This is a genomic window from Streptomyces sp. NPDC005962 (genome assembly GCF_040629205.1).
Taxonomy (GTDB): domain Bacteria; phylum Actinomycetota; class Actinomycetes; order Streptomycetales; family Streptomycetaceae; genus Streptomyces.
In genome coordinates, this window is sequence record NZ_JBEXVE010000025.1 from 117759 (window position 1) to 141473 (window position 23715).

A 23715-nucleotide genomic window follows, 5' to 3' on the forward strand; every position below is an offset into this window, starting at 1 on the left:
CAGGGTTTCCGGGACCTCCAGGACTTCTGGGGCGGCACCCGGCCGTTCCCGCCACCCCCTTCCCGTCCGGGGCGCTTGACGTGTATGCGACCCTGGGCCCGCTGTATGCCAAGGCTTGTCGCCTAGGACGGGGAGGGATCGCGGGTGGCCGCGATGCAACTGACAAGAACGCATCGAATACTCATCGGCGTGGTCGTCGCCGGGGCGGTGATGATCGCCGCGATCGGCTTCGCGGGGTCCTACACCGCGGTGCGCGACCTCGCCGAGCAGAAGGGATTCGGTGCCTTCGCCAACGTCTTCCCCATCGGGATCGACGCCGGGATCTGCGTCCTGCTGGCCCTGGATCTGCTGCTGACCTGGATTCGCATCCCCTTCCCTCTGCTGCGGCAGACCGCGTGGATGCTGACCGCGGCCACCATCGCCTTCAACGGCGCCGCCGCCTGGCCGGACCCGATCGGCGTCGGTATGCACGGCGTCATCCCGGTGCTCTTCGTGGTCTCCGTCGAGGCCGCCCGGCACGCGATCGGCCGGATCGCCGACATCACCGCCGACCGGCACATGGAGTCGGTCCGCATCGTCCGCTGGCTGCTGGCGCCGATACCGACCTTCCGGCTGTGGCGCCGGATGAAGCTGTGGGAGCTGCGCAGCTACGACGAGGTCATCCAGCTGGAACAGGACCGGCTGGTCTACCAGACCCGGCTCCAGGCCCGCTACGGGCGGCAGTGGCGCCGCAAGGCCCCGGTGGAGGCGCTGATGCCGCTGCGGCTGGCGCGCTACGGGGTGCCGCTGTCGGACACCGCACCGGCGGGCCTCGAAGCGGCCGGGCTGGAAGCGAGCGCCTTCTCCCCCGCCGCGCTGCCCTCGGGCACATCGGGCACGCCGAGCGCCACGGGGGGCGGGGCCGGGCAGACGCCGGGCGCGGCGTACCCGGGGGTGCGGCAGGACGTCTACGGTCCGGCCGACGGCACCGGCTTCGCCGCCGGTCCCGGGCAGCAGCAACCCCAGCAGCCGCAGGAGCTGCCGCTCTCGCTGCCGCTACCGGTGTACCAGCAGCCGACGGCCCAGGAGCACGACGGCCGGGGCGCCGTCCCGTACGACCCCGCCGCCGCCCATCCGGCGCAGGCCGAACAGCCGGCGTATCCGGCGCAGCCGGGCGGGCCGGAGCAGCCGCAGGTCACCGTCCCGGTCGTGCCCGGCGGCCGGGTCCGCCAGCTCGGCGGCCAGGGCGTGGGGAACCCGCAGGGCGCGTACGTCCCGGAGCAGCGCGGCCCGGAGCAGCCGTACGCCGAGTACGAGCAGCCGCAGGCGCCCACCACGGTGGAGATGCCGGACGACGTCCCGCGCGACGAGGTGTTCTACGCGACCTACCGCCAGTTCCTCGCCGACAACGGACGCTTCCCCTCCGCGTACCAGTTCGGGCAGCGGCTGCGGGACGCGTACGGCGTGGCCGACCTCAGCAACGCCGAGCTGACCGGCTACGTGAACGACTACAAGGAGCGCTACCGCACGGAGATGCAGGCGGAGCACATCCCGTAGCGTCAGGAGCCTCCAGGAGCCGTCGGCGGCACCGGGCGGGCACAGGGCCCGCCCGGCCCGGGGTTCCCCGGTCCGGGGTTCCCCGGCTCAGGCCGCGAGGGGTCTCCCGGCTCAGCCCGCGAGCAGCTTGCGCACCCGGTCCGCCCCCACCGCGAGCAGCAGGGTGGGCAGCCGCGGCCCGGTGTCCCGCCCGACCAGCAGCCGGTAGAGCAGCGCGAAGAACGTCCGCTGCGCGACCTTCAGCTCCGGCGTCGGCTTCGCGTCCGCCGCCAGGCCCGCCTGGAGCTTCGGCACGCCGTAGACCAGCGTCGTCAGCCCGTCGAGCGACCAGTGCTCGTCCAGGCCGTCGAGCAGCAGCCGCAGCGACTCGCGCTCGGTCTCGCCGAGCGAGGCCAGCAGCTCGGTGTCCGGCTCGTCCCGGACCCGGGTGCGCTGCTCCGCCGGGACCTGGGTGGTGATCCAGCGCTCGGCCCGGTCGAGCCGCGGCCGGGTCTCGTCCAGGGACTTCACCGGGTTCTCCGGGTCCAGCTCGCCGAGGATGCGCAGCGTCTGCTCGTCGTGCCCGGTGGTGATGTCCACCACGGAGGCGAGCATCCGGTACGGCAGCGGGCGCGGGGTGCGGGGCAGCTCACCACCGGCGGTGCGGGTCGCCCGGCTGTGCGCGGCGGCGTCCGCGGGCTGCGCCGAACCGTCGCCGATCTTGCGCTCCAGGGCGTCCCACTCGTCGTAGGTGCGCTGGATCTCCTGATCGAAGGCGATCTTGAAGGACTGGTTCGGCCGGCGGCGCGCGTACAGCCAGCGCAGCAGCGGCGCCTCCATGATCTCCAGCGCGTCGGCCGGGGTCGGCACACCGCCCTTGGAGGAGGACATCTTGGCCATCCCGCTGATGCCCACGAACGCGTACATCGGGCCGATCGGCTGGTCGCCGCCGAAGACCTCGCGGACGATCTGCCCGCCGACCACGTACGAGGAGCCGGGCGAGGAGTGGTCGACGCCGGACGGCTCGAAAACGACGCCCTCGTACGCCCAGCGCATCGGCCAGTCGACCTTCCAGACCAGCTTGCCGCGGTCGTGCTCGCTGAGCAGCACGGTCTCGCCGTGGCCGCAGGCGCAGGTGTACGCCAGCTCGGTGCTCTCGTCGTCGTACGAGGTCACGGTCGTCAGATCGCGCTCGCAGACCGAGCAGTACGGCTTGTACGGGTAGTACCCGGCGCCGCCCGCGCTGCCGTCGTCCTCGGCGGCCGCGCCCGAGCCCTCGGCGGCCTCCAGCTCGGCCTCGTCGACCGGCTTCTGCTGCTTCTGCTGCTGCTTCTTCGTGTCCTTCGCGCCCGCCTTGTCCTTCGTGCGGTACCGGTCGAGCACGGCGTCGATCTGCTCGCGGTGGCGCATCGCGTGCAGGATCTGCTCGCGGTAGGCGCCCGAGGTGTACTTCTCCGTCTGGCTGATGCCGTCGAACTCGATGCCCATCGCGCCCAGCGCCTCGATCATCGGCGCCTTGAAGTGCTCGGCCCAGTTCGGGTGCGGGGAGCCGGGCGGGGCCGGGACGGAGGTCAGCGGCTTGCCGATGTGCTCGGACCAGGACGGGTCGATCCCGGCCGGGACCTTCCGGTACCGGTCGTAGTCGTCCCAGGACACGATGTGGACGCAAGCGAACCCGCGGCGCCGGATCTCGTCGGCCACCAGGTGAGGCGTCATGACCTCGCGCAGATTGCCGAGGTGGATCGGGCCGGACGGGCTGAGACCCGAGGCGCAGACGATCGGTTTGCCGGGCGCGCGTCGCTCCGCCTCGGCAATAACCTCGTCCGCGAAACGGGAGACCCAGTCGGTCTCGGTGCTCTGAGCCACGGTCGGCACTTCCTTCCTTGCGGTCATGGCACCGACCATTGTCCCAGACGGAGGAGGGGCCTTCGGGGTTGCCCACAGGTTGTCGTCATCCGCGGCCGGAGTTATCCACAGCCGTCCACAGCGCGGAGAAAGGGTTGGACGGGCCATGAAATACTGAGGTGGCCAGATTGGTAACCCAGCCCTCTATAGGAACGGCACCTCACCCATGGCCTCGGTCCCCTCCCTTGCCGCTTCGGTCCACCAGCGCATCGCGAACGCTCTCTCGGCTGCCCTGCCGGAGGCCGGTTCCGCGGACCCGCTGCTGCGACGAAGCGACCGGGCCGACTTCCAGGCCAACGGGATGCTGGCGCTGGCGAAGCGGCTGAAGGGGAATCCGCGCGAGCTGGCGGCGCAGGTCGTGGAGCGCCTTCCGGTCGCGCCGCACTCCGCCGACCCCGACCCGGTGATCGCCGACATCGAGGTCTCCGGCCCCGGCTTCCTCAACATCACTGTCGCGGACTCCGCCATCACCGCGACCCTCGCCGCGCGCGCCGCCGACGACCGGCTCGGCATCCCCTTCGCGGCGGACGCGGGCACGACCGTGATCGACTACGCCCAGCCGAACGTGGCGAAGGAGATGCACGTCGGCCATCTGCGCTCGGCGGTCATCGGCGACGCGATGGTCAAGATCCTGGAGTTCACCGGCGAGAAGGTGGTCCGGCGCCATCACATCGGCGACTGGGGCACCCAGTTCGGCATGCTCATCCAGTACCTGATCGAGCATCCCCACGAGCTGGACCACCGGGACGCCGCCTCCGGCGAAGAGGCGATGTCCAATCTGAACCGGCTCTACAAGGCGGCGCGCGCGCTCTTCGACGCCGACCAGGAGTTCAAGGAGCGGTCCCGGCGGCGGGTGGTGGACCTGCAGGCCGGGGACGAGGAGACGATCGCCCTGTGGCGGAAGTTCGTGGACGAGTCGAAGATCTACTTCTACTCGGTCTTCGACAAGCTCGACATCGAGGTCCATGACCCCGATGTGGTCGGCGAGTCCGGTTACAACGACATGCTGGCCGAGACCTGCCGTCTGCTGGAGGAGTCCGGCGTCGCCGTCCGCTCCGAGGGCGCGCTGTGCGTCTTCTTCGACGACGTCAAGGGCCCGGACGGCAATCCGGTGCCGCTGATCGTCCAGAAGTCCGACGGCGGCTTCGGCTACGCCGCCACGGACCTGTCCGCGATCCGCGACCGGGTACAGAACCTCCAGGCCGACACCCTGCTGTATGTGGTGGACGCCCGGCAGGCGCTGCACTTCAAGATGGTCTTCGAGACCGCCCGCCGGATCGGCTGGCTGAACGAGAAGACGCACGCCGTCCAGCTCGCCTTCGGCACGGTCCTCGGCAAGGACGGCAAGCCGTTCAAGACCCGCGAGGGCGAGACGGTCCGGCTGGAGGACCTGCTGGACGAGGCGACCGAGCGGGCCGCGGCCGTCGTCCGGGAGAAGAGCGAGAAGCTCGGCCTCACGGAGCAGGAGATCCTGGAGCGCGGCGGCCAGGTGGGCATCGGCGCGGTGAAGTACGCCGATCTGTCCACCTCCGCCTCCCGCGACTACAAGTTCGACCTGGACCAGATGGTCTCGCTCAACGGCGACACCTCGGTCTACCTCCAGTACGCGTACGCCCGCATCCAGTCGATCCTGCGCCGCGCCGACGAGACGCAGAACCCGGCCGCGCGCCCGGAGCTGGTGCTGGCCCCCGCCGAGCGGGCGCTGGGCCTGCACCTGGACCAGTTCGCGGAGATCCTGGCCGAGGTGTCCTCGTCGTACGAGCCGCACAAGCTGGCCGGGTACCTCTACCAGCTGGCCTCGTTCTTCACGACCTTCTACGACCAGTGCCCGGTCCTGAAGGCGGACGGTGGCCCGGCCGAGGTCGCGAACCGGCTCTTCCTGTGCGAGTTGACCGGCCGCACCCTGCGCCAGGGGATGTCCCTGCTGGGCATCCGGACGCCCGAGCGCCTCTGAGCGCTCACCGCTCCCGGGAGCCCGCCTCCCGGGAGCCGGTCCGCTAAGAGCCGGTCCCCTGGGAGCCCGTCTCCCGGGAGTCCGGCGCGCAGGCCACATCGCGCGCCGGTCGCACGCCGCCGACCAGGTAGTCCGTCACCGCACGGTCCGCGCAGGCGCTGCCGTAAGGGGCGGGGACGTAGGCCGCGCCGTGGCCCGTGGTGTCGACGGTGACCATCCGCGCCCGGTCGCCGAGGGCGCGGCGCAGGTTCAGCGCCCCGCTGTACGGGGTGGCGGGGTCGTAGCGGTTCTGCACCATCAGGACGTTGGACGGGCCCTGGTCGGTGATACGGACCGGCTTGTCCCGGGGCTCGTAGCGCCAGAAGGAACACGGCGTGATGTTCACCGGCATGCCCGCGGTCAGCGGGTGGGAGGCGCGGCCGGCGGCCACGTCGCGGGCGTGGGCCGGGATCGAGGTCGGCCAGTCCACGTCGTTGCAGAGGGTCGAGAAGGACACGGCCGCGGTGTCCTGCGGCAGATCCGGCGGCACCGCGCCGGGCACCTTGCCCTGTTCCGCGTCCCGGACGAGCCGGGCCAGGCCCTCGAACTGGCTCCGGGAGTACATGGCGGTCAGGACGCTCTGGCGGAGCACATTGCCGTTCAGCTCGGGCGGGTTGGCGCCGTCCCAGCGCAGCGGCTCGGCGTCCAGCCGGGCGGCCAGGTCCAGGACGCGGCGGCGCACCCCGGCCGGGGTGTCGGCGAGGCGGACCGGACTGCCGGGCCGGGAAGCCCATGTCGCGAAGGCGGGGAAGGTGTCCTCGGTGCCGACCGCGAAGTTGGCCAGCCAGCCGCGCCCCACCCGCGTCGGGTCCGGGTCGTCGTTGCTGTCCAGCACCCAGCGGTCGGTGTGCTCCGGGTACAGCTGCGCGTAGACGGAACTCACGTACGTCCCGTACGAGCGCCCCCAGGCCGACAGTTTCCGCTCGCCGAGCGCCCGGCGGATGCTGTCGATGTCGCGCGCCTCGTTGACGGTGCTGAGGGTGGGCAGCAGGTCGCCGCCGTTGCGGGCGCAGGTGTCGGCGATACGGCGGGCGGTGGTGACGTTCTCCGTGATGCCGCCGTCGGCCGCGGGCCAGGGGCGGGTTTTCGGCAGGGACCGGTCCCCGGCCGCCAGATCGCAGCTCGCGGGCGTGGACCTCCCCATGCCGCGCGGGTCGAAGCTGACGAGGTCGTACGCGTCCCGCACCGACTGGGGAAGCCGCTCGCCGACGGTGGACGGCCGGTTCAGGCCGGGCTCTCCGGGGCCGCCGGGGACCAGCAGCAGGGTGCCGCGGCGGGTGTCCGGCCGCTCACTGCGGATGCGGGAGACCGCGAGCGTGATCCGCTTCCCGTCCGGGTCGCGGTAGTTCAGGGGGACGTCCAGCGTGGCGCATTCCTGGCGGGCGTCGTGGCCTTCGCCGTCGCACGTCCCCCAAGTGAGGGGTGGCGCGGCGGTCTTCCCCCCGGCCGCGTCGGCGGAGGAGACGGTGGCCAGGACGGAGGCGGTGGCGGCGAGGGCGAGGGCCAGCGCGGCGGTCTTGCCGGTCATCAGTGGCATGGGACGAGCCTGTCCGAGCCGGACAGGCGTGCCCATCCGGTCACCCGGCCGGTGGGCGCTGAGGGTACCCCCACCCGTAGGTGATCACCCCGACCGTACCTTTTACGACAGATTCTCCGATTGAAGACAACCTCCGGACCCCACGGCCCGTCAAACCTCATGCATCATCCGTCAATCGAGACACTGGGGTGAGGACATGCGACGGTGGGGAACCCCGCTCGCGGCAATCGTGCTGGCAGGCGCCGGACTGGCGGTGACGGCCGGAACAGCGGAAGCGGCGCAGGCCAGCGGTGCGGGCACGGCCGCGGCGGGCACGGCTGCGGCGTGCGCGACCGGCTGGGGCAGCGGCGAGAAGACGGCGCCCTCGGGCAGCCACAAGCCGCTGGAGAACATCAGGACCGGGCAGCACGAGTGCTTCGACCGCATGGTCTTCGACGTGAAGGGCGCCACCGCTGCCGATGAGGTGCGGTTCGACGCGCGGTACGTCGACGTGCTGCACCAGGACGGCTCCGGGGACCTGATCCCGGTGAACGGCGGGGCGATCCTGGAGATCCGGGTGGGCGCGCCCAGCTACGACTACGAGACGGGCACGTCGACGTACCCGGGCAAGGCCAGGCAGCAGCTGCCGGGCGTGAACGTCAACGGCTACAAGACCTTCCGGGATACCCGCTACGGCGCCAGCTTCGAGGGCGACACCCAGATCGGCCTCGGGGTCCGGGCCCGGCTGCCGTTCCGGGTCTTCCAGTCGGACGGCCATGTGATCGTGGACGTCGCCCACTCCTGGACCGCCGCCCGCTGAGCCCCTTAAGTCACCGCAACCGCGCGTCGATGGCCGCCGGATCGAAGAGCGCGTCGGCCGCCATATGGGCCGCGCCGGTGACGCCCGCGCGGGTGGCCAGCGGGGACAGCACGACGCGCAGATCGCGGGTGGCCAGCGGCAGGGACCGGCGGTAGGTGACCTCCCGGATGCCCGCGATCAGGTGTTCCTGGGCATGGGCGAGCCCACCGCCGATGACCAGGATCGACGGGTTCAGGAGGCTGACCGCGTCGGCCACGCCCTGGCCCAGCAGACGCCCGGCCTGCCGCAGCAGCCGTACGGCGTCGCCGTTGCCGGAGCGGACGAGGGCCACGACGTCGTCGGTGGTGGCGACCTCATGCCCGGCGGCGGTCAGATCGCGGACCAGGGCCCAGCCGCCCGCCAGGGCCTCCAGACAGCCGGAGTTGCCGCAGCGGCACACGGGGGCGCCGGGGGAGGTCTCGTCCAGACCGGGGGCGGGGATGTGGCCGATGTCGCCCGCGGCGCCCTGGGAACCGTGGTGGAGCGCGCCGCCGAGCACGAGGCCGGAGCCGATGCCGGTGCCCGCCTTGACGAAGAGCAGATGGCGGCGGTCGGGCCAGTTGACGCGGTGTTCGCCGAGCGCCATCAGGTTGGTGTCCTTGTCGGCGAGGACCGGACAGTCGTACCCGCCGCGGAAGAAGTCCGGCACGGTGTAGCCGTCCCAGCCGGTCATGATGGGCGGGCTGACGACGCGTCCGGTACCGGCCTCCACCGGTCCTGGCACGCCGATGCCGATGCCGCGCACCCGGTCGGCGGGCTCGTCCGCGTCCCTGAGCAGCCGCTGGAAGTCGGCGGCGACCTGCCCGAGGACCACGTCCGGGCCTTCGCCCACATTCAGGTCGCGGCGGTGCGATACGAGGATCTCGCAGGCCATGTCGGCGAGCGCGGTGTGCACATGGCTGCCGCCGATGTCCGCGACGAGCAGCACTCCGGCGTCGCGGCGCAGCCGGAAGGAGCCCGCGGGGCGGCCGCCGGTGGAGTCGGCCGCGCCGGACACCTCCAGATACCCGGCCTCGCCCAGCGCCTCCAGCCGGGTGGCCATGGTGGAGCGGGAGAGACCGGTCGCGGCCATGAGCTGGGCACGGGTGGTGGCCCGGCCGCCGCGGATGAGCGCCAGCACCGCCCCTGGGCCCGTCGGATGCGCCTGACCTGCCGAGACCGCCTCCGCCACTGAGCCCTGTCCTCCGTGTTCCCGGTTCATGTTCACGCTGTGTTCGGTATCGCCCACACCGTACCGCCCTTTACGACCGAACCCAAGCACACTTATGTATTGCCCTCACGCAAAAGATGCGTAGCATCAGGCAGGCATCAAGCACACAGCGACGCGGAGGGACCCCGATGAACGACCTCGGAGTGCACGCACTGGTCTGGACCGGCGACTGGACGCCCGAGGGCGCCCGGACCGCCGCGGCCCGCAGCCGCGAGGCCGGATACGACCTGGTCGAGATCTCGCTCCACGACCCGGAGCTGGTGGACGTGAAGGACACCCGCGAGGTCCTCGCCGGACACGGCCTGCGGGTGGCCTGCTCCCGCGGCCTCTCCTTCGACTCCGACGTCTCCTCCGACGACCCGGAGACCGCCGCCCGCGGCGAGGCGCTGCTGCGCCAGGCCCTGCGCATCACCCACGACCTCGGCGGCGACTACTTCGGCGGGGTGCTCTACAGCGCGCTGGGCAAGTACGGCCGCCCCGCCACCGCCCGCGGCCGCGAGCACGCCGTCCGGGCGCTGCGACGGCTGGCCGCCGAGGCGGACGGCCTCGGGGTGACGCTCGGCCTGGAGGTGGTCAACCGGTACGAGACCAACGTCGTCAACACCGCCCGCCAGTGCCTGGACCTGATCGACGAGATCGGCGCCGCCAACGTCCTGGTCCACCTGGACACGTACCACATGAACATCGAGGAGCAGGACTTCGCCCGCCCGGTCCGCGCCTGCGGCGACCGCCTCGGCTACGTCCACATCGGCGAGTCCCACCGCGGCTACCTCGGCTCCGGCACCATCGACTTCCCCGCGTTCTTCCACGCCCTCGCCGACATCGGCTACCAGGGCCCGGTCACCTTCGAGAGCTTCTCCTCCGCCGTCGTCGCCCCCGGCCTCTCCCACGACCTCGCCGTCTGGCGGAACCTGTGGTCCGACGGCCCGGACCTCGCCGCGCACGCCCGCTCGTACATCGCCGCCCAGATCAAGGCCGCGCACGCCCACACCGCGGCCTGAACCCGGACTCCATAGCACGGAAAGCATCCGCCATGACTCCCCAGCAACTCCTGGAGCGCGCCCAACGCCTGGCCGCCTCCGGCCGCCGTCGGCTGCTCGGCATCGCCGGACCGCCCGGGGCGGGCAAGACCACCCTCGCCGAGTACCTGGTCGGCGCGCTCGGCCCCGAACGCGCGGTCCTGGTCCCGATGGACGGCTTCCACCTCGCCGACACCGAGCTGCGCCGCCTCGGCCTGCTGGGCCGCAAGGGCGCCCCGGAGACGTTCGACCCGTACGGCTACACCGCCCTGCTGCGGCGCCTCAAGGAGCCGCGCCCCGGCGAGACGGTGTACGCGCCGGGCTTCGAACGCGAGCTGGAGCAGCCCATCGCGGGCTCCCTCCCCGTGCCGCCCGAGGTCCCCCTCGTCATCACCGAGGGGAACTATCTGCTGCTGGACGACGCCCCCTGGCGCCCGGTCCGCGCACTGCTGGACGAGACCTGGTGGGTCGAGCTGGACACCGAGGAGCGGGTACGGCGGCTGATCGACCGCCACGAGCGCTTCGGCAAGGAGCCCGCCGAGGCCGAACGCTGGGTCCTCACCACGGACGAGGCCAACGCCCGCCGCGTCGCCCCGGGCCGCGAGGCCGCCGACCTCGTCGTCGGCCTCACCAGCGCCCCAGGAGAGACCGACCCGGAAGAGACCGGCCCAGGAGAGACACGGACATGACCGGCACCCTGAACCTCGGGGCCGTCGACTGGTTCCTGCTCGCCGTCTACTTCGGCGCGATCATCGCCATCGGCCTCTACACCAAGCGCGCCGTCCGCACCACCGGCGACTTCTTCCTCGCCGGGCGTTCCATGCCCGCCTGGATCACCGGCCTCGCCTTCATATCCGCCAACCTCGGCGCTCTGGAGATCATCGGCGGCGCGGCCAACGGCGCCCAGTACGGGGCCGCCGCGGTGCACTTCTACTGGCTCGGCGCGATCCCCGCGATGGTCTTCCTCGGCGTCGTGATGATGCCGTTCTACTACTCGACGCGGGTGCACAGCGTCTCCGAATACCTGCGCCGCCGCTTCAACAACCAGACCCATCTGCTCAACAGCGTCGTCTTCGCGGTCGCGCAGATGCTGCTCGCGGGCGTCAACCTCTTCGCCCTCGCGCTGATCGTCAAGCTGCTGATCGGCTGGCCGCTGTGGCTGTCCATCGTGCTGTCGGCCGTCTTCGTCCTCGCGTACATCACCCTGGGCGGGCTCGCGGGCGCGATCTACGGCGAGGTGCTCCAGTTCTTCGTCATCCTCGCCGGACTGATCCCCATCGTCGTCATCGGACTGCACGCCGTCGGCGGCTTCGGCGGCCTCAAGGACGCCGTCCAGGACCCCGCCCTGCTGCACACCTGGCAGGGCACCACCCCCGGCCACTGGACCAACCCGCTCGGCGACTGGATCGGCCTCGCCATGGGCGAGGGCTTCGTCCTCGCCTTCGGCTACTGGACGACCAACTTCGCCGAGGTGCAGCGCTCGCTCGCCGCCAAGGACCTCAACGCCGCCCGCCGCACCCCGCTGATCGCCGCCTTCCCCAAGATGGCGCTGCCGCTGTTCACCGTGGTCCCCGGCATGATCGCCCTGGTCATCATCCCCAAACTGGGCCAGCCCGGCGGCCCCACGTACAACGACGTCATCCCCGAGATGATGCAGCGCTTCCTGCCGACCGGAGTCCTCGGCATCGCGCTCACCGGCCTGCTCGCCGCCTTCATGGCGGGCATGGCCGCCAACATCTCCGGCTTCAACACCGTCTTCACCTACGACATCTGGAAGCCCTACGTGGTGCGCGGCCGCGACGACCGCTACTACCTCACGGCCGGGCGCTACGCCACCGTCGCGGGCATCGCGGTGAGCGTCGCGGCGGCCTTCCTCGCCTCCGAGTACAACAACATCCAGAACTACATCCAGCTCCTCTTCTCCTTCTTCAACTCCCCCCTCTTCGCGACCTTCCTGCTGGCCATGTTCTGGAAACGGGTCACCCCGTGGGCGGGCTTCTGGGGCATGCTCTCCGGCACCACGGCCGCCGCCGTCGCCCACCTCTCCGCCTACCACATCGGCTGGTTCTACCCCGGCGGCGAAGTCGGCCCGCACGACACCATCAACGCCCAGATGGCCAACTTCTACGGCGCCCTCTTCGCCTTCGCCGTCGACGCCGTCGTCACGGTCGCGGTCACCTTCGTCACCCAGCCGAAGCCGGAGTCCGAACTCCGCGGCCTGGTATGGGGCCTCCCCGACCCCGACTCCCCCGACGCCCACGAGGCGTCCCTACGCCAGCCCTGGTGGAAGTCCCCACCGATCCTCGGCGGCATCATCCTGGCCCTGACGGCGGCCCTGAGCGTCTGGCTGGTCATCGCCGTATGAACGGAGAGAACCCCATGCCCCCGGGAAAGACCTTCGACATCCGCTGGCTCATCGCCGCCCTCCTCGGCCTGTACGGCACGGTGCTGACCGTGCTGGGCGTGACGGACGGCCCCGCCGAACTGGCCAAGGCCGACGGCATCCGCATCAACCTCTGGATAGGCCTCGGCCTCCTGGCCGTGGCCACCGCCTTCGGCCTCTGGGCAAAGCTCACCCCGCAGCGCCGCGACGGGGAATGAGGCCCGGAGCTTCAGGAACCGGCCTCGGTGAGCTGGAGGATGTAGTGCCGGATGTGAGGCGGCATCTTCTCGGGCAGCTCGGCCAGAGGGGCCAGCCGTAGCGCTTGGCCTTCACCGAGGACGAGTTCGCTCTCCTCACCGTCCCAGGTGCCCAGGAACACGTGCGGCGGGGCCTTGAGGGGGTCGTACGGGGTCACCTCGGCCTCCCCGATCGTGTCCGGCGTGATGCCGGCCTCCTCCTTGATTTCGCGGAGGATGGTGTCGATCGGAGCCTCACCCGGCTCCTGTCCGCCTCCGAGCAGAGACCAGTGCCCTGGCCAGCCGATCCCGGGCTTCTCGTCCCGGAGTTGCAGGATGATTTCCCGGCGGCCGGTGAGGATCACGGCCAAGCACCCGGGGTTCTTCCTAGGCGGAGCCTCTGTCACAACCGTCCTCCCCGACGACGCGCTCGCAACGGTGACCCCCACCGTAGCGGCGGAGGCCACCGGCGTCCGACGAAACGCAGCCGGGCCGGAGGCGCGGGGTGCGCTTCCGGCCCGGCTGGCGGCGTGGGAGAAGAACTACTCGCCGCGGTTGAGGCACTGGGCGACCTCGGTTGCCCAGTAGGTGAGGATCATCCCGGCGCCCGCGCGGCGGATCGAGGTCAGGGATTCCATGATGGCGCGGTCGCGGTCGATCCAGCCGTTCGCGGCGGCCGCCTCGATCATCGCGTACTCGCCGGAGATCTGGTACGCGGCCACCGGGACGTCCGACGCGTCCGCGATCTGGCGCAGGATGTCCAGGTACGGGAGGGCCGGTTTGACCATGACCATGTCGGCGCCCTCGGACAGGTCCAGTTCCAGCTCGCGCAGGGACTCGCGGGCGTTGGGCGGGTCCTGCTGGTACGTCTTGCGGTCGCCCTGGAGGGACGAGCCGACCGCCTCGCGGAACGGGCCGAAGAAGGCGGAGGCGTACTTGACGGTGTAGGCGAGGATCGACACGTCCTGGTGCCCGGCGCCGTCCAGGGCCCGGCGGATGACGGCGACCTGGCCGTCCATCATGCCGCTCGGGCCGACCGTGTGGGCGCCCGCGTCGGCCTGGACGCGGGCCATCTCGGCGTAGCGCTCCAGGGTGGCGTCGTTGTCGATCCGGCCGTCGGCGTCCAGGACACCGCAGTGGCCGTGGTCGGTGTGCTCGTCCAGGCACAGGTCGGACATGATCACGAGGTCGTCGCCGACCTCGGCGCGCACGTCGCGGATGGCGTGCTGCAGGATGCCGTCCGGGTCGGTGCCGGGGGTGCCGATCGCGTCCTTCCTGGACTCCTCCGGCACCCCGAACAGCATGATCCCGCCGACGCCCGCCGCGACCGCCTCGGCCGCGGCCTTCCGCAGGGAGTCCCGGGTGTGCTGGAGGACGCCCGGCATCGACCGCAGCCGCACCGGCTCGCCGATGTCCTCCCGTACGAACGCGGGGAGGATCAGCTCGGCCGGGTGCAGCCGGGTCTCGGCGACCATGCGCCGCATCGCCGGTGTCGTGCGCAGCCGTCGGGGACGGGCCCCGGGAAAGTTGCCGTACCGCGTGCTCAAGAGCGTGCCCTCCTTCGCGATCCGGGCCGTCGCTCGCTCGGGCGCGTGACCGGGTCCCCGGCCTCGACCGCGGCCTGACGCCGCGCCGCGCCGAAGTCCGCAAGCGCCTCGGCCAGCTTGAGCACCGAGGGCTCGGGCGACAGCACGTCCACCCGCAGGCCGTGCTCCTCCGCGGTCTTCGCGGTGGCCGGGCCGATACAGGCGATGACAGTGACATTGTGCGGCTTGCCCGCGATGCCGACGAGGTTCCGCACGGTGGACGACGAGGTGAAGAGCACCGCGTCGAACCCGCCGCCCTTGATCGCCTCACGGGTCTCGGCGGGCGGCGGCGAGGCGCGCACGGTGCGGTACGCGGTGACGTCGTCGACCTCCCAGCCCAGCTCGATCAGCCCGGCGACCAGGGTCTCGGTGGCGATGTCGGCACGCGGCAGGAAGACGCGGTCGATCGGGTCGAAGACCGGGTCGTACGGCGGCCAGTCGTCCAGCAGCCCGGCCGCGGACTGCTCACCGCTGGGCACCAGATCCGGCTTCACACCGAATTCGATCAGCGACCTGGCGGTCTGCTCGCCGACCGCCGCGACCTTGATCCCGGCGAACGCGCGGGCGTCGAGCCCGTACTCCTCGAACTTCTCGCGCACCGCCTTGACCGCGTTGACCGAGGTGAAGGCGATCCACTCGTAGCGCCCGGTGACCAGGCCCTTGACCGCGCGTTCCATCTGCTGCGGGGTGCGCGGCGGCTCGACGGCGATCGTCGGCACCTCGCTGGGCACCGCGCCGTACGAACGCAGCTGGTCCGAGAGCGAGACGGCCTGCTCCTTGGTGCGCGGCACCAGGACCTTCCAGCCGAACAGCGGCTTGGACTCGAACCAGGACAGCTGGTCGCGCCGCTCGGCCGCGCCGCTCTCGCCGACGACCGCTATCACGGGCTGCGAGCCCTGCGGCGACGGCAGCACCTTCGCGGACTTCAGCACCTGCGCGATGGTGCCGAGCGTCGCCGTCCAGGTGCGCTGGCGGGTGGTGGTACCGGCGACGGTGACCGTCAGCGGGGTGTCCGGCTTGCGGCCCGCGGACACCAGCTCGCCCGCGGCGGCCGCGACCGTCTCCAGAGTGGCGGAGACGACGGCCGTCGCGTCGGACGAGCCGACCTCGCTCCAGCAGCGCTCGTCGGCGCTGCGGGCGTCCACGAAGCGCACATCGGCGCCCTGGGAGTCCCGCAGCGGCACACCCGCGTAGGCGGGCACGCCCACCACGGACGCGACACCGGGGACCACCTCGAAGACGATGCCCTCGGCGGCGCACGCCAGCATCTCGTCGGCGGCGTATCCGTCCAGGCCAGGGTCGCCCGCTACCGCGCGGACGACCCGCTTGCCGCCGCGCGCGGCCGCCATGACAAGATTGGTGCTGTCCCGGAGTACCGGGACCCCCGCGGTGCCTGACGGCGCATCAGGGCCCGCTTGCCCTGGCGTGCCCTGAGCTTCCGCGGCCACGCCCGGCCTGACGTGCGTACGCACCACGTCGAGCACATGCGGGTCGGCGATCAGCACATCCGCGGACGCGAGTGCCTCCACGGCACGCAGCGTCAGTAGGCCCGGATCTCCTGGGCCCGCACCGAGGAAGGTGACGTGCCCGCAGCCGGGGTGGTTAGGGGCATTGGGGTTCAAAGTGCTCGCTCCCCCATAAGACCGGCCGCACCCTTGGCGAGCATCTCGGCGGCGAGTTCGCGACCGAGGTCCGCGGCCTGATCGGGCGACGCGGGTACGGGACCGGTGGTGGACAGCTGCACCAGCGTCGAGCCGTCGGTCGTGCCGACGACGCCGCGCAGGCGCATTTCGGTGACAACCTGACCGTCGCCCAACAGGTCGGCCAGCGCCCCCACAGGTGCGCTGCAGCCGGCCTCCAGGGCGGCGAGCAGGGAACGCTCGGCGGTCACGGCGGCCCGCGTGTGCGGGTCGTCGAGTCCGGCGAGCAGGGCAGCCAGCTCCGCGTCGGCCGCGGCACATTCGACTGCCAGAGCCCCCTGGCCGGGGGCGGGCAAAACATGGTCGGCGTCGAGGAGCTCGGTCGCCTCGCCGATCCGCCCGAGGCGGCTCAGTCCGGCGGCGGCGAGCACCACGGCGTCCAGTTCACCGGAGCGGACGTAGCCGATCCGGGTGCCGACGTTGCCGCGTATCGGCACCGTCTCGACATCGAGTCCGAACGCACGCGCCCACGCGTTGAGCTGCGCGGCACGGCGCGGCGATCCGGTGCCTATCCGGGCGCCGGGCGGCAGCTGTTCGAAGGTGCGGCCGTCGCGCGCGATGAGCGCGTCGCGCGGGTCCTCGCGGCGCGGGATCGCGGCCAGCGTGAGGCCCTCCGGCTCGGCGGTCGGCAGGTCCTTCAGCGAGTGGACCGCGAAGTCGATCTCGCCGCCCAGCAGCGCCTCGCGCAGCGCCGAGACGAAGACGCCGGTGCCGCCGATCTGCGCGAGCTGCTCGCGCGAGACGTCCCCGTACGTCGTGATCTCGACGAGTTCGACGGGTCGTCCGGTCAGCTCGCGCACCGCGTCGGCTATCAGGCCGGACTGGGCCATGGCGAGCGCGCTGCGGCGGGTCCCCAGCCGCAGCGGGGTGGCGGGGGCGGTGGTCATGCCCGGCCTCCCTTCGGGTCGTTCGGTTCGGCGGCGGCCGCCGGGCCCGAGCCGCGGGTGTCGGCCCGGCTGACGGCGGCAACCGCCTGGGGGTCGAGGTCGAAGAGCTCGCGCAGCGCGTCCGCGTATCCCGCGCCGCCCGGAGTGCTCGCCAGCTCCTTGACCCGCACGGTGGGCGCGTGCAGCAGCTTGTCGACGACCCGGCGCACGGTCTGGGTGATCTCCGAGCGCTGCTTGTCGTCCAGATCGGGCAGGCGTCCGTCGAGCCGGGCGATCTCACTCGCGACGACATCTGCCGCCATGGTACGCAGCGCGACCACGGTCGGCGTGATGTGCGCGGCGCGCTGGGCCGCCCCGAAGGCGGACACCTCGGCGGAGACGATTCCGCGGACCTTGTCGACATCGGCGGCCAGCGCGACCGCGGAGGCGCCCGAGTCGTCGGCGGGGGTGGCGGCCGCCTCGGCGAGGGACTCGATGTCGACCAGCCGCAGCCCCTCGATCCGGTGCGCCGCCGCGTCTATGTCGCGCGGCATCGCCAGATCCAGCAGCGAGACGGTGGCGCTGTGCCCGGCGGTGGGACAGCCCGCCCGCTGGGTGAGGGCGGTCTGCAGATCGTCGGCGGTCAGCACCAGACCGGTCGCGCCGGTACAGGAGACGACGATGTCGGCGTGCGGCAGCTCGTTCGCCACCCGCTCGCGCGGCACGGCACGGGCGATCAGACCGGGCCGCTCACCCGGAGCGGCCTCCCGTGCGGTGTCGGCCGCGAGGTCCGCGACGGCGACGTCGGCACCCAGCCCGGCGTGGTGGCCCGCGAGGGACTCGGCGAGCCGCAGCGCCCGCTCCAACGTCCTGTTGGCGATCACCAGTTCTGCCACACCGGCCCGCGCGAGAGTCGTCGCGGCCAGCGAGGACATCGAGCCCGCGCCGATCACCAGCGCGCGCTTCCCGGCCGCCCAGTCCGCCACGGGCTCCGCCCCGGCCAGCTGCTCCAGGCCGAAGGTCACCAGCGACTGCCCGGCCTTGTCGATCCCGGTCTCGCTGTGCGCCCGCTTGCCGACCCGCAGCGCCTGCTGGAAGAGGTCGTTCAGCAGGCGGCCCGCGGTGTGCAGCTCCTGCCCGAGCGCGAGCGCGTCCTTGATCTGGCCGAGGACCTGGCCCTCGCCGACGACCATCGAGTCCAGCCCGCAGGCCACCGAGAAGAGGTGGTGGACGGCCCGGTCCTCGTAGTGGACGTAGAGATACGGAGTCAGCTCGTCCAGGCCGACACCGGTGTGCTGGGCGATCAGGGTGGACAGTTCGGCCACTCCGGCGTGGAACTTGTCCACATCGGCGTACAGCTCGATCCGGTTGCAGGTGGCCAGCACCGCGGCCTCGGTGGCGGGATCGGCGGCGAGCGTGTCCTGCAGCAGCTTCGCCTGCTCGTCCCCGACCAGGGCGGCGCGCTCCAGCACGCTCACGGGCGCGCTGCGGTGACTCATTCCGACGACGAGGAGGCTCATGCCGGCATCACGGCGGGCACATCCCCGTCAGGTCCTTGCCGAGGGCCGTCGCCACCGGACGCACCGGACCCGCCGGACGCCCCGGCGGCCGCGCGGTGCGAGGCGGCGGAGTGGGGCTTGGGCGTCGTCGCGACGCCCGGCTCACCGGTTCCGGCCGTCTCCCGCTCGGGAGGGGTGGCCTCCTCGCCCGCCTTGCGCTGCTCGTGGAAGGCGAGGATCTGCAGCTCGATGGAGAGATCGACCTTACGGACGTCCACGCCCTCCGGAACGGACAGCACGGTGGGCGCGAAGTTGAGGATCGAGGTGATCCCGGCCGCGACGAGGCGGTCGCAGACCTGCTGGGCGGCACCGGCCGGGGTGGCGATGACGCCGATCGAGACCCCGTTGTCGTCGATGATCTTCTCGAGCTCGTCGGTGTGCTGCACCGCGATGCCCGCGACCGGCTTCCCGGCCATGGCCGGATCGGCGTCTATCAGCGCGGCGACCCGGAAGCCGCGGGAGGCGAAGCCGCCGTAGTTGGCGAGCGCGGCGCCGAGATTACCGATACCGACGATCACGACCGGCCAGTCCTGGGTGAGGCCGAGCTCCCGCGAGATCTGGTAGACGAGGTACTCCACGTCGTAGCCGACACCCCGGGTGCCGTACGAGCCGAGGTACGAGAAATCCTTGCGCAGCTTGGCCGAATTGACCCCGGCGGCGGTCGCGAGTTCCTCGGAGGACACCGTGGGGACCGAGCGCTCGGAGAGCGCGGTCAGGGCACGCAGATACAGCGGTAGCCGGGCGACGGTGGCCTCGGGGATTCCTCGGCTTCGGGTCGCCGGTCGGTGAGTTCGGCCAGTTGCCACGGTGCTCCTGCGGGTAGAGCGGGGCTGCGGGCGGCCGGATGGCGTGAGGCCGCCCCATCGAGGCCAGGCTATGTCTTTGTGAACGCGTGCACAAAGATGGTGTCCGCTTTGTCCGAGCAAAGTGACCGGTGTCACGCACCCTTTCGACCTGGCCACGGAACCACCACCAGCGTCGCACCGTTCCCCCTGGAAGCGCACACACCGCGGAGTCACCGAGGGGAGCACGGGCCCTCACTCCTCACCGCTTCAACCCCCCGGACAGCAACAAATCGCCCACGATCGTAAACCGACCCGGCCCCCGCCGCCGAACTCGCCGGGAGCGCCCGCCCGGGAGCGCACAATGGGGCCATGAGTCCGCTGTTGCGCCGTAGCCCCCGCAAGAAGCCCAGCGAGCGCACGGTGACGCTGATCGGCAAGCCCGACTGTCACCTATGCGAGGACGCCGAGGCCGTGATCGAGAAGGTCTGCGGCGAGCTGGGCACCCCCTGGGAGAAGAAGGACATCACCCAGGACGAGGAGCTCCACCGGAAGTACTGGGAGCAGATTCCGGTTGTCCTGGTCGACGGCGCCCAGCACGACTTCTGGCGGGTCGACCCGAAGCGGCTGCGCGCCGCCCTCGGCGGCTGACGGCGGCCACCGGCCCGGCGCCCGCCCCGGCTTCACCCGGCTCCTCTCCCGACTTCCCCCGGCTTCGCCCGCCTCCCTTTCGCGTAACCTGAATCCGCCCGACACCCTCGCGTAACGGCGAGCGCCATGGGCATGGCTATGCTCGATCCATGGTCGCACTGGGATGGTTCACCCGACGTCGACAGCCCGCCACGGAGCGGAGCGTCCTCGCCGGAGAGGCCTCGGCAGAGGCGGCGCGCAAGTCGTCGGCCGAGACTCCGCTGCCGCAGACCGCCGCCGAGCCGGAGTTCCCGGTGGTCGGCGACGAGCAGGCGGCCGCCTTCTTCGACCTGGACAACACGGTCATGCAGGGCGCCGCGCTCTTCCACTTCGGCCGCGGCCTCTACAAGCGGCACTTCTTCCGCAAACGTGAACTGGCCCGCTTCGCCTGGCAGCAGACCTGGTTCCGGATGGCCGGAGTCGAGGACCCGGCCCATATGGAGGACGTGCGCAGCAGCGCGCTGTCGATCGTCAAGGGCCACCGGGTCGCCGAGCTGATGTCGATCGGCGAGGAGATCTACGACGAGTACATGGCCGACCGCATCTGGCCCGGCACCCGGGCCCTCGCCCAGGCCCACCTGGACGCCGGGCAGCGGGTGTGGCTGGTGACCGCGGCCCCCGTCGAAACCGCGACGATCATCGCCCGGCGGCTGGGGCTGACCGGCGCCCTGGGGACGGTGGCCGAGTCCGTCGGCGGCGTCTACACCGGCAAACTGGTCGGCGAACCGCTGCACGGCCCGGCAAAGGCGGAGGCCGTACGGGCCCTGGCCGCGGCCGAGAAGCTCGACCTCAACCGCTGCGCGGCCTACAGCGACTCCTCCAACGACATCCCGATGCTGTCGATCGTGGGCCACCCCTACGCCGTGAACCCCGACGGCGGGCTGCGCAAACACGCCCGCGAGCGCGGCTGGCGGCTGCGCGACTACCGCACCGGCCGCAAGGCGGCCCGCATCGGCATCCCGGCCGCGGCCGGCGTGGGCGCGGTGGCGGGCGGCACGGCCGCCGCCGTGGCGCTCCACCGCCGACGCCGCTAGGCCCCTCCCGGGAACCTCCCCGAACCACTCCCGGAACCACCCCCGGAAACCACCCCCGGAAACCGCCGGACGGGCCTCGCACCGTGACCGACCGTCGCCGTACGAGGGTGACCGGGCATGCCCGCCCTTGACCGATCGTCGCGCTGCGTGACGGCTTGGGCAGCGATGCGGAGGGTCATCGGACGACCGCGTCCGTCCCGTTTCAGTCAATCCGCGTTTGCTGCCCCATAGCGCCCCCGCCAGTCCCCTTACCGCCGGTTTGTCACAACACGCCATACCGGCGCACAAGCAGCGAACGTTTTCGATCAACTCCCATACTGCATTCGATACTTGATCAGTCATCAACCCATAACGAAGCAGACGGAAACGATGATTTGAGCAACTGGGTGTAGCGCCGCCTATACGAAGCGTTATTCTCCTTAGACGCAAACCGGTACCCACGCGTCCCTACGGCGGGTGAACGGTCCCGTACTGCACGTGATGGAAGCTCTGCCTCTGGGAGTCCCGTGTACTCACACGTCGGGGTTGACGCCTCGGGCCTGGCTACGCTGCGCGCAACGGTCCTCGACTGTCTGCGCGGCTTCGTCCCCACCGCGTATGCCGTCCCCGCCCTCGCCCTCGCCTCGCCCGTGCCAGCCGGTACGGCCGTGCCCGCACGCCCTGCCGGTCCCGCCGACGGCACGGTCAGCCGCACCGGCACCGCCGGCCCCGCCTATGCCCTCACCGACGGCGGCGCGGCGGTCGGCAGACGCTCCCGCGGCTCCACCCCCACCGCCCGGCGGCCGAGCGCCGACAGCGACAGCCGCCGGATGATGGACCTCGTCGAGCGCGCCCAGGCGGGCGAGGCCGAGGCCTTCGGGCGTCTCTACGACCAGTACGCCGACACGGTGTACCGCTATATCTACTACCGGGTCGGCGGCCGGGCCACGGCCGAGGACCTCACCAGCGAGACGTTCTTACGCGCCCTGCGCCGCATCGGGACCTTCACCTGGCAGGGCCGCGACTTCGGCGCCTGGCTGGTGACGATCGCCCGTAACCTCGTCGCCGACCACTTCAAGTCCAGCCGCTTCCGGCTGGAGGTCACCACCGGCGAGATGCTCGACGCCAACGAGGTCGAGCGCAGCCCGGAGGACTCCGTCCTGGAGTCCCTCTCCAACGCGGCGCTGCTGCAAGCGGTACGAAAACTCAACCCGCAGCAGCAGGAGTGCGTGACGCTCCGCTTCCTCCAGGGCCTCTCGGTCGCCGAGACCGCCCGCGTCATGGGGAAGAACGAGGGCGCGATCAAAACCCTGCAGTACCGGGCCGTGCGCACCCTGGCGCGGCTGCTGCCGGACGACGCCCGCTGACCCGGCCGGCTCCCTCACGGCGCGGGTGCGAGGTGTGGTCCGATCATCGGGAGGGCGTAACCCCTGTGCCGCGCCGCTCGTTGTGGGAGGTGCAGGCGCCTCGCGGTCGTACCCTGCCCGTAGTCCCCTCACTCGATCGGGTGGACACGCGCAAGGCACGGAACCTCCGGGTGTCCTGGGGAGTCGACCGTCACGAGAAGAGGAGGTGCCGCCCGTGATCGCGAACGTATCGGCGCACCGGCGGGCGAACGCCTTCGCCGAGGCACTGGAGGCCCTGGAGGCTCTGGAGAGCCGGCACCAGGCGTCCCAGGACACGACCGGGGGGACCCCGGCGACCGGGGCCGAACCGTCCGGCCCGGCGGCGGACAGCCACAGCACCGGACAGCAGCGGCTGATGGGCCTGACGCGGCAGCTCGGCGAGCTGCCCGCGCCGACGCTGTCCGCAGAGGTCAAAACCACCCAGCGGGCCCAGCTGATCGCCGCCATGGAGGCCGCCTTCGCGGACGGCGCGTCCCGCGTCCCCGAGCAGCGCCGCCGCAGCAGCGGCGCCCACCGGGCGAAACCCCCGGTGGCCAGACTCCGGCCCCGCTCCCGCTGGTCCAAGGGGCTCGCGGCCGGGGGGCTCACCGTGGGAGTCGCGGCGGGCGCGTTCGGCGGAGTAGCCGCGGCCAGCTCCAACGCCCTCCCGGGCGACACCCTCTACGGGGTCAAGCGGGGCATGGAGGACCTGAAGCTGGAGATGGCCGACGACGACACCGACCGCGGCCGGATCTATCTGGACCAGGCGTCCACCCGGCTGAGCGAGGCGCGCCGGCTGATGGAGCGGACCCGCTCCGGCGACCTCGACCACGAGCAGCTCGGCGAGATCCGCCGGGCCCTGTCCGGGATGCGCCATGACGCCTCCGAGGGCCACCGGCTGCTGCGCCAGGTCTACAAGCGGGACGGTTCGCTCGGCGCGATGCGGGAGCTGTCCACCTTCACCACGGCGCACCGGGACGGCTGGAGCCGGTTGCGCGAGCAGCTGCCGGTCCAGCTCATGGACGTCGGCGAACAGGTCAGCTCGGTCTTCGCCGCCATAGACGATGAGGTCGGCCCGCTGCGCTCGCTGCTGCCCACCTCCCGGGACCAGCACGGGCAGTCCGGCCAGCCGGGCGGCGAGCTGCCGCCGCGCCCCGGCGCGGTGGAGCCGGAGCGCGCCCAGCCGGAGTCCTCCCCGGCCACCCCGAGCCACGCCCGCCCCGGGGACGCCTCCGCCAAGCCGCGCCCGTCGGCGTCGGCCGACCCCGAGGAGCAGGGTCTGGTGGGCGGTACGGGCGGTCTGCTGGACCCGCCGACCGGTGCGGTCACGCCGAGCCCGTCCGCGGGCAAGGGGGACACCGGCGTCGGCAAGCCGCCCCAGCCGGACATCACCATCCCGCCGCTGCTGCCGGACCTGCTGCCGGGTCTCGACCTGGACGGCGACGGCACGAGGTAGCCGTCAGGGTCCGGCACCGCCGGACCCTGACGTCGTCACGTG

Annotated in this window: 20 protein-coding genes; 11 read left to right on the top strand and 9 right to left on the bottom strand. The window is 71.9% G+C overall.

The genetic code is table 11. The features are described 5' to 3' along the window. The first annotated feature begins 153 nt into the window (after positions 1–153). Entirely contained in the window at positions 154–1536 is a 1383-nt protein-coding gene (locus ABZ370_RS32505) for a DUF2637 domain-containing protein (protein WP_358628042.1), read from the top strand. 111 nt (positions 1537–1647) lie between these two features. Here the strand turns inward: ABZ370_RS32505 and lysS are convergent, their stop codons facing one another. Beyond that, positions 1648–3408, bottom strand: a complete 1761-nt coding sequence (lysS, locus tag ABZ370_RS32510; RefSeq protein ID WP_358628045.1) for a lysine--tRNA ligase — start codon at positions 3406–3408, stop codon at positions 1648–1650. A 178-nt stretch (positions 3409–3586) separates the two neighbouring features. Here lysS and argS point away from each other — a divergent pair, with 178 nt between their 5' ends. Further along, positions 3587–5374: an arginine--tRNA ligase gene (argS, locus tag ABZ370_RS32515; RefSeq protein WP_358628048.1), complete on the top strand. Its 1788-nt coding sequence runs from the start codon at positions 3587–3589 to the stop codon at positions 5372–5374. 43 nt (positions 5375–5417) lie between these two features. On the opposite strand, the gene ABZ370_RS32520 is transcribed toward argS, so the two are convergent. Beyond that, entirely contained in the window at positions 5418–6950 is a 1533-nt protein-coding gene (locus ABZ370_RS32520; protein WP_358628051.1) for an alpha/beta hydrolase, read from the bottom strand. Between the two features lie 196 nt (positions 6951–7146). Between ABZ370_RS32520 and ABZ370_RS32525 the strand changes: the two genes are divergently transcribed. Continuing rightward, complete coding sequence (locus ABZ370_RS32525) at positions 7147–7749, top strand: hypothetical protein (RefSeq protein WP_358628053.1); 603 nt, start codon at positions 7147–7149, stop codon at positions 7747–7749. A 10-nt stretch (positions 7750–7759) separates the two neighbouring features. On the opposite strand, the gene ABZ370_RS32530 is transcribed toward ABZ370_RS32525, so the two are convergent. After that, positions 7760–8959 carry an ROK family protein gene (locus ABZ370_RS32530; protein ID WP_358628056.1) on the bottom strand — a complete coding sequence of 400 codons (1200 nt, stop codon included), beginning with the start codon at positions 8957–8959 and terminating at the stop codon, positions 7760–7762. A gap of 167 nt (positions 8960–9126) precedes the next feature. Between ABZ370_RS32530 and ABZ370_RS32535 the strand changes: the two genes are divergently transcribed. The 4 genes from ABZ370_RS32535 to ABZ370_RS32550 are packed head-to-tail and all read left to right on the top strand — an operon-like array spanning position 9127 to position 12618. Then, positions 9127–9999, top strand: a complete 873-nt coding sequence (locus ABZ370_RS32535) for a sugar phosphate isomerase/epimerase family protein (protein WP_358628059.1) — start codon at positions 9127–9129, stop codon at positions 9997–9999. Between the two features lie 32 nt (positions 10000–10031). Further along, a complete protein-coding gene (locus tag ABZ370_RS32540) occupies positions 10032–10706 on the top strand; it encodes a nucleoside/nucleotide kinase family protein (protein WP_358628062.1) in 675 nt (224 codons plus the stop codon). Continuing rightward, positions 10703–12382 (top strand): sodium:solute symporter family protein, encoded by a 1680-nt coding sequence (locus ABZ370_RS32545; RefSeq protein WP_358628065.1) that lies wholly within the window; start codon positions 10703–10705, stop codon positions 12380–12382. The genes ABZ370_RS32540 and ABZ370_RS32545 overlap by 4 nt, the downstream gene beginning before the upstream one ends. 14 nt (positions 12383–12396) lie before the next feature. Beyond that, positions 12397–12618 (top strand): hypothetical protein, encoded by a 222-nt coding sequence (locus tag ABZ370_RS32550; protein ID WP_358628068.1) that lies wholly within the window; start codon positions 12397–12399, stop codon positions 12616–12618. 11 nt (positions 12619–12629) lie between these two features. Here the strand turns inward: ABZ370_RS32550 and ABZ370_RS32555 are convergent, their stop codons facing one another. The 6 genes from ABZ370_RS32555 to ABZ370_RS32580 form a co-directional block, all read right to left on the bottom strand. Beyond that, positions 12630–13001, bottom strand: a complete 372-nt coding sequence (locus ABZ370_RS32555; RefSeq protein ID WP_358628144.1) for an NUDIX domain-containing protein — start codon at positions 12999–13001, stop codon at positions 12630–12632. A 177-nt stretch (positions 13002–13178) separates the two neighbouring features. Then, positions 13179–14183: a porphobilinogen synthase gene (gene hemB, locus ABZ370_RS32560; protein WP_358628071.1), complete on the bottom strand. Its 1005-nt coding sequence runs from the start codon at positions 14181–14183 to the stop codon at positions 13179–13181. After that, positions 14180–15844 (bottom strand): bifunctional uroporphyrinogen-III C-methyltransferase/uroporphyrinogen-III synthase, encoded by a 1665-nt coding sequence (locus ABZ370_RS32565; RefSeq protein WP_358628074.1) that lies wholly within the window; start codon positions 15842–15844, stop codon positions 14180–14182. The genes hemB and ABZ370_RS32565 overlap by 4 nt, the downstream gene beginning before the upstream one ends. Next, complete coding sequence (gene hemC, locus ABZ370_RS32570; protein ID WP_358628077.1) at positions 15841–16809, bottom strand: hydroxymethylbilane synthase; 969 nt, start codon at positions 16807–16809, stop codon at positions 15841–15843. The genes ABZ370_RS32565 and hemC overlap by 4 nt, the downstream gene beginning before the upstream one ends. After that, complete coding sequence (locus ABZ370_RS32575) at positions 16806–18308, bottom strand: glutamyl-tRNA reductase (RefSeq protein WP_358628080.1); 1503 nt, start codon at positions 18306–18308, stop codon at positions 16806–16808. Before ABZ370_RS32575 ends, hemC begins: the two co-directional genes overlap by 4 nt. Beyond that, complete coding sequence (locus ABZ370_RS32580; protein WP_358628083.1) at positions 18305–19153, bottom strand: redox-sensing transcriptional repressor Rex; 849 nt, start codon at positions 19151–19153, stop codon at positions 18305–18307. The genes ABZ370_RS32575 and ABZ370_RS32580 overlap by 4 nt, the downstream gene beginning before the upstream one ends. A 348-nt stretch (positions 19154–19501) precedes the next feature. On the opposite strand from ABZ370_RS32580, the gene ABZ370_RS32585 reads away from it, so the two are divergent. The 4 genes from ABZ370_RS32585 to ABZ370_RS32600 all read left to right on the top strand — a co-directional run bounded on the left by ABZ370_RS32585 (position 19502) and on the right by ABZ370_RS32600 (position 23673). Then, positions 19502–19780 (top strand): glutaredoxin family protein, encoded by a 279-nt coding sequence (locus ABZ370_RS32585; RefSeq protein WP_358628086.1) that lies wholly within the window; start codon positions 19502–19504, stop codon positions 19778–19780. 149 nt (positions 19781–19929) lie between these two features. Further along, positions 19930–20853 carry an HAD-IB family hydrolase gene (locus ABZ370_RS32590; protein ID WP_358628089.1) on the top strand — a complete coding sequence of 308 codons (924 nt, stop codon included), beginning with the start codon at positions 19930–19932 and terminating at the stop codon, positions 20851–20853. 506 nt (positions 20854–21359) lie between these two features. After that, the gene (locus ABZ370_RS32595) at positions 21360–22199 is read left to right on the top strand and encodes an ECF subfamily RNA polymerase sigma factor, BldN family (RefSeq protein ID WP_358628092.1); all 840 of its coding nucleotides are present in this window, start codon (positions 21360–21362) and stop codon (positions 22197–22199) included. A gap of 214 nt (positions 22200–22413) precedes the next feature. Next, a complete protein-coding gene (locus tag ABZ370_RS32600; RefSeq protein WP_358628095.1) occupies positions 22414–23673 on the top strand; it encodes a DUF5667 domain-containing protein in 1260 nt (419 codons plus the stop codon). The last annotated feature ends 42 nt before the right edge of the window (positions 23674–23715 follow it).

What these genes read in the sequence shown, in the direction of transcription:
- ABZ370_RS32525 (WP_358628053.1), top strand. Translation starts at nt 7,147, where the DNA reads ATGCGACGGTGGGGAACCCCGCTCGCGGCAATCGTGCTGGCAGGCGCC.
- ABZ370_RS32535 (WP_358628059.1), top strand. Translation starts at nt 9,127, where the DNA reads ATGAACGACCTCGGAGTGCACGCACTGGTCTGGACCGGCGACTGGACG.
- ABZ370_RS32590 (WP_358628089.1), top strand. Translation starts at nt 19,930, where the DNA reads ATGGTCGCACTGGGATGGTTCACCCGACGTCGACAGCCCGCCACGGAG.
- ABZ370_RS32540 (WP_358628062.1), top strand. Translation starts at nt 10,032, where the DNA reads ATGACTCCCCAGCAACTCCTGGAGCGCGCCCAACGCCTGGCCGCCTCC.
- hemC (WP_358628077.1), bottom strand. Translation starts at nt 16,809, where the DNA reads ATGACCACCGCCCCCGCCACCCCGCTGCGGCTGGGGACCCGCCGCAGC.
- argS (WP_358628048.1), top strand. Translation starts at nt 3,587, where the DNA reads ATGGCCTCGGTCCCCTCCCTTGCCGCTTCGGTCCACCAGCGCATCGCG.
- ABZ370_RS32520 (WP_358628051.1), bottom strand. Translation starts at nt 6,950, where the DNA reads ATGCCACTGATGACCGGCAAGACCGCCGCGCTGGCCCTCGCCCTCGCC.
- ABZ370_RS32545 (WP_358628065.1), top strand. Translation starts at nt 10,703, where the DNA reads ATGACCGGCACCCTGAACCTCGGGGCCGTCGACTGGTTCCTGCTCGCC.
- ABZ370_RS32585 (WP_358628086.1), top strand. Translation starts at nt 19,502, where the DNA reads ATGAGTCCGCTGTTGCGCCGTAGCCCCCGCAAGAAGCCCAGCGAGCGC.
- ABZ370_RS32550 (WP_358628068.1), top strand. Translation starts at nt 12,397, where the DNA reads ATGCCCCCGGGAAAGACCTTCGACATCCGCTGGCTCATCGCCGCCCTC.
- lysS (WP_358628045.1), bottom strand. Translation starts at nt 3,408, where the DNA reads ATGACCGCAAGGAAGGAAGTGCCGACCGTGGCTCAGAGCACCGAGACC.
- ABZ370_RS32575 (WP_358628080.1), bottom strand. Translation starts at nt 18,308, where the DNA reads ATGAGCCTCCTCGTCGTCGGAATGAGTCACCGCAGCGCGCCCGTGAGC.
- ABZ370_RS32505 (WP_358628042.1), top strand. Translation starts at nt 154, where the DNA reads ATGCAACTGACAAGAACGCATCGAATACTCATCGGCGTGGTCGTCGCC.